Annotated in this window: 8 protein-coding genes and 1 pseudogene; 4 read left to right on the top strand and 5 right to left on the bottom strand. The window is 43.2% G+C overall.

Annotation, left to right across the window (positions count from 1 at the left end):
• Positions 1–47: 47 nt before the first annotated feature.
• From E2I14_RS17525 to E2I14_RS17505, 5 genes are all read right to left on the bottom strand, one after another.
• Positions 48–809, bottom strand: coding sequence for a hypothetical protein (locus E2I14_RS17525; protein ID WP_133330942.1), 762 nt, complete (start codon positions 807–809; stop codon positions 48–50).
• A gap of 103 nt (positions 810–912) precedes the next feature.
• Positions 913–2,703, bottom strand: coding sequence for an N-6 DNA methylase (locus tag E2I14_RS17520; protein WP_133330940.1), 1,791 nt, complete (start codon positions 2,701–2,703; stop codon positions 913–915).
• Positions 2,704–2,726: 23 nt separating this feature from the next.
• Positions 2,727–3,008 carry a DUF4258 domain-containing protein gene (locus E2I14_RS17515; protein WP_133330938.1) on the bottom strand — a complete coding sequence of 94 codons (282 nt, stop codon included), beginning with the start codon at positions 3,006–3,008 and terminating at the stop codon, positions 2,727–2,729.
• Positions 3,009–4,242: 1,234 nt separating this feature from the next.
• A complete protein-coding gene (locus E2I14_RS17510; protein ID WP_133330936.1) occupies positions 4,243–5,019 on the bottom strand; it encodes a hypothetical protein in 777 nt (258 codons plus the stop codon).
• Between the two features lie 134 nt (positions 5,020–5,153).
• On the bottom strand, positions 5,154–5,885 hold the full coding sequence (locus E2I14_RS17505; protein WP_133330934.1) for a helix-turn-helix domain-containing protein: 732 nt from the start codon (positions 5,883–5,885) through the stop codon (positions 5,154–5,156).
• Positions 5,886–6,015: 130 nt separating this feature from the next.
• Between E2I14_RS17505 and E2I14_RS17500 the strand changes: the two are divergent.
• The 4 genes and pseudogenes from E2I14_RS17500 to rrtA all read left to right on the top strand — a co-directional run bounded on the left by E2I14_RS17500 (position 6,016) and on the right by rrtA (position 13,522).
• A pseudogene (locus E2I14_RS17500) lies at positions 6,016–8,008 on the top strand (MFS transporter).
• A gap of 75 nt (positions 8,009–8,083) precedes the next feature.
• Complete coding sequence (locus tag E2I14_RS17495) at positions 8,084–12,049, top strand: DUF2339 domain-containing protein (RefSeq protein ID WP_133330932.1); 3,966 nt, start codon at positions 8,084–8,086, stop codon at positions 12,047–12,049.
• A gap of 83 nt (positions 12,050–12,132) precedes the next feature.
• Positions 12,133–12,945, top strand: coding sequence for a rhombotarget lipoprotein (gene rhlP, locus E2I14_RS17490; protein WP_227544780.1), 813 nt, complete (start codon positions 12,133–12,135; stop codon positions 12,943–12,945).
• Positions 12,938–13,522: a rhombosortase gene (gene rrtA / locus E2I14_RS17485; protein ID WP_165967884.1), complete on the top strand. Its 585-nt coding sequence runs from the start codon at positions 12,938–12,940 to the stop codon at positions 13,520–13,522. The genes rhlP and rrtA overlap by 8 nt, the downstream gene beginning before the upstream one ends.
• The last annotated feature ends 34 nt before the right edge of the window (positions 13,523–13,556 follow it).

The raw sequence follows: 13,556 nt of genomic DNA, 5'->3' as shown, positions 1-13,556 counted from the left end.
AAAATATGGTTTAGCAAAATATCTACCAACAGTAAGCCTCATCTAAGTCACCAACTCTTATTTAAGGCCTTACACACTATCGACGTAGGAACCACTTTCCAGTTTTTACGTCCATAACATTTCATTCCAGACCTCATTGAGGCCGAGATATCTGAAAAGTGGAATTTGTTGGCAAGAGGATAGATATTTTCTTCAGTTCGCACAAAAAATTTATCTTTACCAATCCGCAAATAAAAACGCAAAAATTGATTATCAATTCGAAGATATTCGCGTTCATCTGGTTCGACGAATGATATTGCAATTTCCTCATTGTTATTAACCGCCATGTATAACAATTTTTCGATTAACGGATCAATTTCGAAACGCTCAAGACTGGCTTGTTTTAATACTGCAGACTCCCCCTGTGTATGTAATAGCCACGCCTTTGCTGCGACAAGTCGATGCGTGCCATTTGCACAGCTAACCAATCCGCCTACTGATTGCAATTTTAGATGGTAAAGACATGAAGGTGCTGGAAAACTCTTCTCAAGAAAATCCCCTTCAAAATACTCAAAAACTTTTTCACCCCAGCCATCTCCATGCAAGCAAAAGGTAGCTTCACGCCACGTCTTAGCCTTCTCTTTATACCAATCATTCCTCACCATGCATGCAACGGCTGAGAGTGGCACATCACAAAACCCCTTAAAACTAGCTTTCTGTCTTCCAAGCAAGAAAAAACAGATATCTGAATCCAAGAAAATATTTTCGTCCAATCCGCCGATGGGACACTCACGTGCTGCAGCATGAATTTTTTCTATTGCATTTTTCATGATTTCCTTTTCTGAACTTTGAGTTGAGTTAGCAGAAATGGGTATACACACCACGTCCGATCATTTGCATCGTTTATTCGTGAATTACGCTAGATACTGGTTCTCATTTTTCAATTTCCATACTATCGAGTGACCAGCAATTCTCAGAAAGGGAGACCTGCTGACGTAGAAGTTCATTTATCTTATGTTGCAGCAAATCTTCTTCTTGCAAAATTTTGATGGCGTCATCACTTTCTTCTTTTGATGGGACAGGGATGCGGAGATTCTTTAGCTCGCGTAGCTGAACAAAAGGAATCGCAGATCCGGAAGCTAACGATTTGACCAGTTCCTTCCCCAATTGAGATCTTAGTAACATGAACAACGCCCGAGGATCTATTTGACTCGTGTCGGTTACCCTAATAACAGCAGATGATTGACCTGCTATCCAGCCATTCGCGCCAGGCGGTGGTATACCATCCGGCACAATCCCAACCTTCCCGAGGTTGCCCTTGATGATCAACACTATGTCATTGGGACGCAGAAACTGACCTTTCATTTTTTCTGCTTTAAATTCTATTTGAAGTTGTTTTTTGGGATTGCCAATGAAGCCGTAATCTGGAAGATCAGCCGCGCCTATTTCATAAATAGAAATCCCGTTTTCTGAATTGCTATTCGCCATGGGCTTAACCAGCATAGCTATCTCATCTAGCGGCCTTACCTCCGTTGTCTCCAGCAAACGAGCAACTTTCTGCTCCGTGGCACCAAGTACATAGCGCCCCACTTGTAATTGTGCATCATTGGCAAGTATTTCTTGTGTACTTACATTCCGTGCGTCACTACATTCGGATGTATTCAGTATGGTTTCAACTAAGGCATCCAAATTAATTAGCCTCGATTTTGTGCGAGATATTGCTTCCGCAAATCGTGGCGTATCAGCATTAACAAAACGAACTGTCTCGCATCGCTTTTCATTGTTCAAAATTAAGATAGCAAAAGGAATCGCAGTGTCATTGAGCAAGCGAGGTGGCATCGCAATCACAGCTTCAATTTGCTGGCGATTGAGCAAATCTTCACGAAAGCTACGTTCTGCCCCCGAGCTGAACAAGAGCGAATTCATTGCCGTCAATATCGCACGTCCTTTTGTTTGCGCCAGAATATGTCGAGCTAACAGCAAATCAATTGATCGCGTCTTTTCTTTAAATCGATCAAACAAATCATGCTCAAAGTATTCTATACGTGAACTGGCGCCAAATGGAAGGCGCGCAATTGTTGTGGTAAAAATGCGTAATTGGCCATTCTTCACATAATGCGGATTTGTGAGTGGATCATTGTACGCATAATGAAACTGGTCCCCCCCCGAAAGGATCGACGAGACAAGGATCGGAACAGGACTGTGCCATTTTGCCTCCACCATCGCTTTCGCTTTTTTCTTTAGGATTCGCCCAGTGAGCTGACCATTTGATTCCCACGGCAGATAGACCTCTTCATTCGCAATATTGCCTGCTAAATCGACCAAAAGGTCGCACACATCTTCAGGATATGGAAGTTCAAGTGAGTTGAATGAATGAACTGCATCTGTAGGATCATACTCATCAAGTAAACCTGATTTACTCATGCTTAGACACTTACTAATGGCCGCGCTAACCGTAAGCTGCTTCAGACGAGCTAAGTCTTCAAGATTAATCGCAAATGCTGCATCACTCGTCACTGAGTTCAACCTATTCATCGTTTCAACCAAATCATCTGGACTAATGGCTTGGCAATTTTTCATCTGCAAGTTTGCTGGACAATTTGGAGTCTCTGATGCCTTATGCCATGCAAGGAACAATAGCGAAAAAATCGCCCCTTTATTTGAATTCAAATCTGCTTCGTTTCGGAAAATATCCATGAGTTGCAGCAAAATTTTATCGTTCATAATGTTTTCTATTTCTTCAGTTATTAATGGCTACGCGCGGCACGGCTGCGACGGGAGCTACGGTTATAAGTCGTAATGATGGAGTCACCTTCAGCAACGACAACTACACCACCCTTATCCAAAATTTTCATCAATAAACGCTCCTCATCTTTAATGGCCGCAAGTAACTGCAACACTTCTTTACGTCCCAAGATGATTTTGTCGTTTTCCTCTATTCCATTGATAGCCACATAATCAACCATGGATGATGTGATACCGCGCTGCGATTGTCGTGCTGCAACATGCTTTGTTTTTTTGAAATTCATATCCCCTCCCTGTGTCAATACATGAATAGTACAGCATTTAAATAATATTTCAAGTATTTGATTACGAAATTTTGTCTTTAAATTCTAATTTCTTATAATTCCATTTCGGATTACGTTGTTCTTTTGCATAAATTGGAGAAATATGGGCTTTTCTGGGCGACTCTAAATATCAGACGTCGACTTTTATAAAGAAAATGAAGCTCTTTTTGAATGCTATCAACAACATGTCTTGTGTGGTCAGCAACAATAAGCATCGAAAGAGATTGCTGTGTCTAAATTGTGCCGTCACCTAAGAGCAATCAAATTTGATGCCCTTGTGTGACATTGGCTAAGTGCTTTGGCAAGCATTGTAAGCAACTGATTAATATAAATAAATTTTGAAACGTTGCACTCTCATAATGCTGGGGTCGGTGGTTCAAATCCACCTATCCGTGATATTGCAATTGTAGTAACACACTGGGATTTGATTGAATTCAACTCCAAATTCCTAAGAGATCGAATTGCTTTAAGCTCACTTTAGAGAATAAGTTTTGCAGTACATTTAACAGGTGTTTGGGGTTTGAGGATACTAACAACTGTTCCGGAGGCGCTATCGTCGGCCACGATCCAAAGCTGGGCTTCCATGATTCCTTCGCCAAATCGGCTACAGCAGCAATTTAATATCGATCAGCCTGCTAGGGCCTGGGTACGCGACCAAGAATTCATTGCAAGCTTGGCATTACGAATTCTAAGAGCGGGGCGGTTTAAAGGAAGGGTACTTTCGACCAAAGAAAAAGTACTCAGAAGATCAAAAGAATGCCGTCCTAAATCATTACGCCAATCATGGACGCTGCATTGCGTATACGACGAAGATGCTCGGCTATCCTGGCTTTGCGAAGTTAAGGGAATGGGTTCGCGAGCGATTTCCATGCGGCGGCACCAAACGAGAAGTGGCTCGAACCCCCGTGGGCTTGATCGAATTCCCGTTGAGTAACATAAACTTAGCCGGTTTGCCAGAACCGTGGTGGTCAGAACTAAAGAATTCTGTAGATGTGGCCCAGTTAGCTTTAACTTTGCAAGAGATGGTTCAACTTGCCCCTTTAATAAGGCGATTGCCTTACGAGAAATTACTGGAACGCGTCCGCAAAAAGCATCCGGTTGGGATACCTGGAATCCAGAATAAGCTATCGTTTATATTGAAAGTATTGGGACAAAAGCAAGGTTCAAGTGGGTGCTGATGGTGACGATTGTTCGATTATCTCGGTTCCTTATTACAGTTGAATTGGACCCTCGCGATTAATCGCCCAACTATAAGCGCTGCAGCGCCAGCAGCTAACAGATGTTTTAACGTATGACCGCTAATGACCGTTGTAACGCTTAGAATTTGATAATCGTTAACTTCAGCTATCTTTGCCAGTACATAGATTAAAAGTGCAACTGCGAATGCGATCCGATCTTTGCTCGGTGCGTTATAAATTTTCTGCCATAGGGGTACTAGGATGATCGGCAGGCCTTGTAAGAATAAATAAGGTCGTAAATCACCTACTCCATTTCGATCAGTTACAAACCACCAGATCACGCTAAAAATTGCGAATAAAAATAGTGACGTAGCGTTGAGCGAGCCATTAATATTTAGTTTTGTCTCTGATCTCACACCTGCTAGCAAGCCCGCGCAAGCAATTGCGATTGGAAGACGGTCCGATATCAGACGGGCGTTGTCTGGGTCTAGATGATAAAAACTGGAACCAATTGACGTGAATAGTAGGCCGAATAAAAATAGTCTGTACCCAGGCCAGCCCGAAATCAGCGCCGGGTGGTTGCGCATCGGCCAGAGTGTCCATAAACCCCAAATTGCCACGAAGAAGAATCCTATATTTGAGAAGACATCGGCAGCATGCGGCACACCAAAAAATACAGAATGATCTGCAAATTCATGATAATGCGCAAACTGTAAAATTGGGCCATGTAAGAGAAAAAGACTGCCAATTAATAGAACGATTGCAACAGGTAGTATCGTGAGATAGCGTTTCATGAGTGTTTTCCAGGTCAGTAAATGGCGTTAGTCTGACTATAAAAAACGTCGAATGAAACTTGATTCAATGAAGTAGTTTTAAATAAGATTGAAAGTATCGCTACGAGATACTTTGATTTAAATCCATCAAATTTTTACCGTCGATATTGTTCAAATACCTCATAGTCCCAGGAGCGCATCGATAGCAACAGGCTGTAGCCCTTGGTGTGTTGTTTCGCTAGTTTTTGATCGGTTTGATGTTGTTGGGCGAAGTCTTGTGCGACACGTTGTATGCGCTCCACGAAAGAGGGAGCCATACTTTTGCTTATGGTGCCATGCACTAATAGTAGGGATTCGGATTCCCCGTCGAACCCCCCTTTAAAGTAGTCTAGTAAGGCGTTTTCACGGAAAAAATTCATCACCGGACCGTGTGGCCGCCAGCGAAACGTTTTGGCTAGTTTTAGGCTGTAGCGGTTAAGAGTGCGCAGCTCTATAATGCCGATTCGATCCAACAGTGTCAGATACTTAATCACTTCCATGTCGGTGAACTTGTAATGTGCAGTAATTTGTTCAGCCGACCACTGACTCAATACACAGATTGCGACAAGCAGCATTTTTTTGTCAGAGACAACAGTTTTTTCCTGCGCCAGTGTCAATTCTGCCAGCAACACCTGTGACTCCGAAACGCGCCGCGCCAAATCAGCGAAGTCGATCTTGAGAACGGTACAAATTGAGTCTATTTTCGATAACGCCATATCACGTTTGGCTAGCATCCTTTTTATGCTCGACTCCGCCATACCTAATTTTTCCGCTAATTCCGCGTAAGTAATATGAGCAGCTTTTAGCTCAGCTTTTATAGCATCTATCAAGGCAGCAGTCGTAGTCATGGCAGTCCTTTTAGTCTTATAAAATGATACCGACGGTATCGTTATTTATAAATAGTACAGAAATTTTTTGTTATTTGGTTGTTTGCAGGTATATTGTCGCGACAATATAAATGAGACCAAAGGGCTAACAATGAAATCGTCCGCTGAGACAGTATGTCCAGACACAGCAAGGCACACTCTTCCGCAACCAAATGTTCACCCTAATCAGTTTGCCTTACTAGTACAACGCCGGTTTTCACCATTCTTTTGGACTCAGTTTGCGGGGGGCAGCTAACGATAATCTATTCAAATTTGCCTTCACTGTTTTGGTGACCTATCAATTGCAAGTCTCTTGGCTACAGCCGGCGGTAGCTGGCTTGGTGATTGGCGCATTATTTATTCTTCCTTATTTGCTGCTATCTGCAACCAGCGGCCAGGTAACCGATAAATTCGAAAAAACGACGATCATCCGTTTTATTAAAAATTTTGAAATTGTAGTCATGTCGATTGCCGCTTATGGATTTGTGAACAGCAACGTGATTTTGCTGCTGTTCTGTATTTTTCTGATGGGCGTACATTCAACTTTATTTGGTCCAGTGAAGTTTGCTTATCTTCCTCAAGTATTGAATGAGCGTGAGCTGACTGGTGGTAATGGCGTAATAGAGATGGGTACCTTTGTCGCTATTTTAATGGGCAATATCGCGGGTGGATTACTAGTCGCCACTCCAAAGATTGGGCATACTCATGTCGCGATTGCTTGCCTTGTGATCGCTCTACTTGGGCGGATAACAGCTCAGGTGATTCCGTTAGTTCCAGCAACAGATCCAGGGTTGAAAATTAATTGGAATCCATTTACCGAAACTTGGCGTAATCTGAGAATGGCTCATAGCAATTTAGTCGTTTTTCGTTCGTTATTAGGGATTAGTTGGATGTGGTTCTTTGGGGCGGTTTTTTTAAGTCAGTTCCCGAGTTTTGCAAAAGATGTCTTACATGGTAATGAAGAGGTCGCTTCCTTATTGTTGGTTGTGTTTTCCATCGGAATTGCAGCGGGCTCTTTGCTATGTGAGGTCTTTAGTCGTCGTCACGTTGAAATTGGTCTGGTGCCGCTTGGCGCTATAGGTATGAGTCTGTTTGCATTAGATTTGTTTTTCGCTTCACGAAATTTGCCAGTCGCGGAAACGATGACTGCGCGGATGTTTTTATTTCAATCGCAGAACTGGCGAGTGATGGCAGATCTCGGTTTGTTGAGTTTATTTGCAGGCCTTTATAGCGTGCCGATGTATTCACTCATTCAGTTGCGTTCCCAGCCTAGCCATCGCGCGCGAATTATTGCAGCCAACAACATATTGAATGCGTTATTCATGATCGCCAGTTCGATCATCGCTGGTTTATTGCTCAAATTTGGAGCAACGATTCCACAGATTTTTTTGTTAGTCGCAATCGCTAATGCAATTGTCGCCACTTATATTTTCCTATTGGTGCCGGAATATCTATTGCGCTTTGTCGCTTGGGTTTTGTCGCATATCGTATACCGCTTTAAGGTGCGCGGTGACGACAATATTCCAGTGGAAGGTTCAGCAGTTTTGGTTTGTAATCATGTTAGTTTCGTTGATGCTATCTTATTAATGGCTGCGAGCCCGAGGCCGATCTATTTTTTGATGGATTATCGTATCTTCAAAGTACCATTACTAGGTGCGATTTTTCGGTTAGGGAAAGCAATTCCCATTGCGCCGCAGACAGAAGATCCCGAGATCTATCAACAGGCGTTTGAACGCGCAGCACAGGTAATTAAAGACGGCGACTTATTGGCTATTTTCCCGGAAGGAGGATTGACACGAGATGGTCAGGTTCAGCAATTTAAGGGGGGGATTATGAAAATCCTTGAGTTGGCAAAGGCGAACGGCAATATTCCACCAGTAGTGCCAATGGCACTTGTTAATTTATGGGGCTCTTTCTTTAGTCGCATCGAATTAGTTAAGGGCGAAAGGATTGCCATGACCAAGCCATTTCGGCGCGGGCTATTTAACATCGTTGAATTAAAGATTGGAGAAGCGATGCAATCTGATCAGATACAACCTGAGCAACTGCGGGAGTGCGTAGTTTTACTTTATGAAAGCCACTGGCGTGAAAATTTTAAGCGCTAAAAAAACTAGTGGTTTTTGACAATTAATTCAACCTTAATTTAGTCGTGTACCAACCTTAAATGGAATGGCAATCCTATGACATCATTGATTTTTACTTTATCGATTGCAGCACTTTTTGCATTCATTATGCTTACCGAAGAGCGTTCAAGTGACTCCAAAATTGGCATCACTAATTTTGGATTGTGGAAATGGATGATCACCGGAAATTGGCCGGCCAAGGTTGGCGGGTTGCTATTAATTTTGGGAGTGGGAGCACTACTACGTTATGCGTTGATTAATCTTGATTTTCCACCGCAACATAAATTAGCCAGTGGTTTTTTTATGTCTTTGTTACTTGCTGGTGTGTCGGCAAGTTTAAAAAATAAACCTGATCGAAGAGCGATTCAATTAGCGTTTGCTGGGGCGGCATTTGGCGTCGCATATTTGACAGCTTACAGTGCTTATGGATTCTTTAATTACATTAGCGATGTGAGCGCATTAAGCTTGCTTGCTATTGTCGCGACCGGTGCCGCATTTTTTGCCTTGTCTAGAAACGCAATGTCGATAGGCATATTGGCAATGGCGGGCGCGTATGTAGCGCCCGCCTTTGCAATTGGTAATCCGGATCCCTTGTCGGTATTTGGCTACTACATTGCGGTAAGTTTGGTGACCAGTTTCATGGTTAGCTTCAGAGGTTGGCGATCTTTAATACATTTGAGTTTTTTGTTCACCTTGGCTGGCGCAATGTTTTTTGGTTGGACTTGCAAGTTTTATCAACCTGAGTATTTTCAGCAAATGCAACCGTTGCTATTGGGTTTGGTATTGATCCACGTTTTTATGCCGATCATTGAGCAAAGTCATACACAATCCACCTGGATTATTCGTTTCGATCTTGGCTATTTCATTCTTCTCCCCCTAGTGTCGCTTTGCCTTACTTTGCAAATATCACCCGATATGCATAGCGACGGATCAATTGGCCTTTTCGGATTAGGAGCAATTTGGCTAGCTGCAGCGTTATATTTGATCATTTTCAAGCGAGTTGGGGTGTTTAGGCATTGCGTAGTCGCTGTCTTGTTTATTTTCGGCGCAATTTTGTGTCGCCTAACCGATATACCATGGGATTTGGTTGGTATAGCAGTTTCGGTCGCACTATTCGCATGCGCTACACGGTTGAAATTTTCAAAATCTACGGAAGAAGTTCTTTGCGGAATAATCTTACTTTTAGGCTTGGTGCATGTTAGTAACTCAATCGTAAAGTTATCGTCAGACCACGTATTTTTGAATAGTCTTTTTGGGAATCGGATTTTGGCTGCCGCACTGTTAGGTATGGCAGGCGAAATCGCACGACGTAGGAAAATAGGGTTATCGGGGTTGCTCAGTATCGCGGCAGTTGGTTGGGCTGGGCTGGCAATACTGCATGAGTTAGTAAGGTTAAACATTGAAATGCTGCCGCAATGGATCTTTGGATCCCTACTTATGGCAACGTTATTACTGGCATTTGTTATCCCGAAAATTGCGGTACGTGCTGGATGGGTTAATTTGTTAACTCTCGCAATTTTGGTTACAGGTACTTGGGCATCACTCCGTGCAGATGCTTATTGCTCGCTAGCTTTTCTGATTTTTGTTCCTGTCGTCGTATTGATTTTTGTTTGGAGAGTTGGACGTAGAACGCTGGATAACAAGCGTGATCAAGCCGTATCTTTTGTGTTGATCGTATTTCCGCTGCTTATCGTGTCGTGGGCGATTAGGGCTAATATTGATTTTAAAATCGATACGGAATTTTTCTGCGGTACTGTTGTTGTACTTGCGATGTTTGTCGCCGCATATTGGGCTAAATTGTGTATTCAACCAAGCTCGATTTGGGCGTCAACAGTTCGCACATTTCATTTTAGGGCTGTTGCTGTAGCCTTGATTTTAGTCACTTTGCTTTATATTCAACGGGGACCATGGCCAATTTGTTTCGAATTGCTGGCACTAGGATTCTTACTTCTCTCTATTTATAACTCCAGTAAATTTGAATCACTATTTCCGGCTGCTCGCGGAGCGGTGACGGTATTTTGTACTGCATTAGTACTTCAAGCAATGTTACTTCGTGGTTTTGGTCCTAATAGTGCCTACCTGACGGTGGCTGATGTAAGTAAAATGAACTTGCCTGGAATGGTGTCATTGATGTGGGCGATTTTTGGCGCAGGGATAGCTTGGTGGGCAACTCAGGCCAGATCGAGAGTGATGTGGACCGCTGGCGCGCTCTTGCTGGTTTTGGCTGCAGTTAAATTAGTATTATTTGATTTTGGATCTTTAGGGCAACTTGGCAATATCTTCGCGATGATTGCCGCTGGAATAGTATTCATGGGCGTGGCTTGGTTTGCGCCTGTGCCTCCCGCGATAAGTAAAACAGGCATTGAATCGAATGCTCCCCTGCCATCCATGGCGACTCAAAGTGATGCGTCAACACAATTTGATTTGCCAGCGCAGGAAATTGAGGCGCCAGACCAAGAAGTTTTTATTGCTTCCGCGAAGCAAACGCAAGATGTAGAGCTTGATGCAGCGCTTTCCAAGGGCGAAATCTTGCCCCAAACAAAAGGCCAATTTTCGGTCGCATCAGAATGGGTAGTGTGGGTAGTTTTGCTAATGGCAGCATTAGGTATTTATGGGCTGATAGCTAAGCACGGACACTCTACGGTACAAATTCGACAGGCTGGACTGGGGGATGTAGTCAGTGATCAAATCACAGCACAGGGCAATGTGGAGAACGCTGCAACCGTGGCAACCCCTTATCCGCCCAATAACAGACCTCAACTATGGATTAAGTTGGGAGATCCTGAGAGTGGCGCGTCACTCGACTATCTTTCAATCAATCTGAATGAAATGTATCCGACTATGGTGTTGCGACAAGAGAGCAAAGAGATCAAATTTTTTGATAATGTCGGCTATAAATCGATGCAATATCATGCGGAAGTGCACTGCGAGGATGGAATCTATAAGTCGCTCATAGTCGATTTTCTGGATGAAGCTGGAAATGTAGTATTAACAGCGGATAGAAATCGTGTTATCCAGGTAATCGGTAATACTTCATCTATCGACTACCCTATTGGCATGTTTAAATCACTTTGTGTTTGGCGAGATCAGGGTGTTGCTGTTCCTGACATTTCAATAAATGGGAATTGGAATCCCATGGATTCACCCACACCGTCACCAAAGCTATTTGAAGACCTAAGTCAACGATTCGTCAAAAACAATATGATTCAGTTCAAGCAAAAGGCAGTCTTTGATCCTGCGGTCACAGTATTTGGAAAACCTTCATTTAATGCGATTTCTGTCTCTTTTTTTGATTGTGCGAATGCCACTTCACACTCCACTGTGGTGGTCCGCTATGATTTTGTCGGCAATCCAATTGTGGGCACACTTTACAACGATTCTCCAGATACTCCAAAGCTTGAAACCAACAACAAGCGCTTGCTTGCTGCATGTTCGAATAGTCAACCGATAGCGAATTTTCAAAATCCGCAAAAGCTGGGCGATCAGCTCCCTTTAGAGCAACAGCAATCGACTAGTCAAAATAAGCCAACGCTAAATATTATTGATGCCTGCAGCGCATTTAAAAGTAGGCTTCCACGAACTTTTCAATTGTTGGCCGGCGGTGATCATGATGGTAAGCAGGCACGGGGCAATTTTTATTCCCGAGAATATATGATGAGTTTGGGTTCTGGTGCGAGCATTGAGCCGCAATCGCAATACGAGGTAACGGTTAGTAAGCCAGGACTAAACGTTGTTCTCGCTCTTAGTTCATTCATGCCTTCCAAGTGGAATATTCACTCAATTTCTGGAACAAAAATTGTTGGAATTATTTTTTCAGGTCACCATCATCAGGTCCTAGTTAATCCACCGGCACAAATTCCAGTTCTCTACTCTAGTTTTGATGATAAGGAACCCTGTAAGGCATTCTATATAGAACGTGGCCAAGATATGCAAAAGACGGACGACGTGATTCAAAGTATTTTTGGAAGGTCGGCGGATGCTTATTACCTCGCTACAAACGGAGTATTAGATATGGTGAATTAGGTTGTAATGTGAGTTATGTTGAAATTTCATTCGAACTAATTGGCTATTTACCCTATGGGGGCATGATGAAGAGACTCTATTTAATGTTGATTAGCATGGCCGTGTTCGTTTTGGTCGGTTGTGCATCAATGGTGACACATGGTGAAGTGAAACAGACGGGAAGCATTGTCGATTATCTATATCCGGATGCCAAAACCGCACCTCAAATGCAGCCTTCAGTGACTTATCTCCGTCCACCGGTTCGCGTTGGCGTGGCTTTTGTTCCGGGCGCTGGTTGGGGTAGTGGGCCGAGTGAAGCTGATAAAAGTCGTCTGCTTGAGCGTGTAAAGGCAGCATTTGGGAATCAACAATTCATCTCAACCATAGAAATTATTCCGACTCAATATCTGCGCGCTAAAGGTGGATTTGAGAATCTTGATCAGGTTGCTCGAATGTTCAACGTCGAGGTGGTTGCGTTACTTTCTTATGACCAAGTCCAGTTCAACGATTCTAATGAATTATCGGTTCTCTATTGGACCATTATTGGCGCTTACGTTGTACATGGCGATAAATACGATATTCAAACTCTACTCGACGCTTCTGTTTTTGATGTTAAAAGCCGAAAGCTTTTATTTAGAGCGCCAGGAACAAGCCAGATCAAAGGTAGCGCGTCGATGTCTGGGTTCAGCGAGAGTTCTCGGATAGGTCGATTGGAAGGCTTCAATCAGGCCGTTGATAATCTAATCCCTCAGTTGCAAAATGAACTTGATAAGTTCCGGGAGCGCATCAAAACAGACTCTTCAATTAGGGTTGAAAATAAGCCAGGCTATCGCAGCGGTGGAGATTGGGGTTGGTTGAGCTTATTGATTGCGATGGCGCTTGCGGTGCTTTTCCAAATCAAATCTCATCGTGCTTAAATCTCTTCCAGCTTCCGTATTTTTGGCGTTAGCCTGCGTTGCACTAGCGATAGCACCGGAGACGTATTGTGCAACATTAGAATTTGACCGGCGAGCTATTTTGGGAGGGGAATTTTGGCGGATTTGGACCGGTCATCTGGTTCATTTTTCTGCCCAGCATGCCATCATCGATATTAGTTCAATGTATTTAGTCAGCCGAACAGTCGAGTCAACGACGTCGCGGAGATATTTTTTATTTTTTGTATTTTTATCCGCAACATTTATTTCGCTATCGTTACTAATAGCTTTTCCTGAATTGATCATTTACAGGGGATCATCTGGAGTTTTAACGGCAATTGGTGTTTATGCTGGCAGCGTCTTTTGGAGAGAAAGCAGTAGCATGAAGATTGTCGTCACTCTAGTTAGTGGGTTAGCGATACTAAAAACTTGGATCGACATCACTAATACGCAGTCAGTTTTTTCTAGTCTTCCTGTTGGGGTGAACATCGCCTGGCAGGCCCATCTGATTGGTGCATTATTAGGTTTATGCTTGCCAAAATTTATTTCAACCGGAAACCGACTTTCGACCCTAGGTTAATAGGCAGAAATCCAACTTAAGTGGAAAAAATGTT

This window comes from Sapientia aquatica, from assembly GCF_004358105.1.
GTDB lineage: Bacteria > Pseudomonadota > Gammaproteobacteria > Burkholderiales > Burkholderiaceae_D > Solimicrobium > Solimicrobium aquaticum.
Note: the sequence above shows the minus strand (reverse complement) of the source record. Positions and strands in the feature narration are given on the sequence as shown.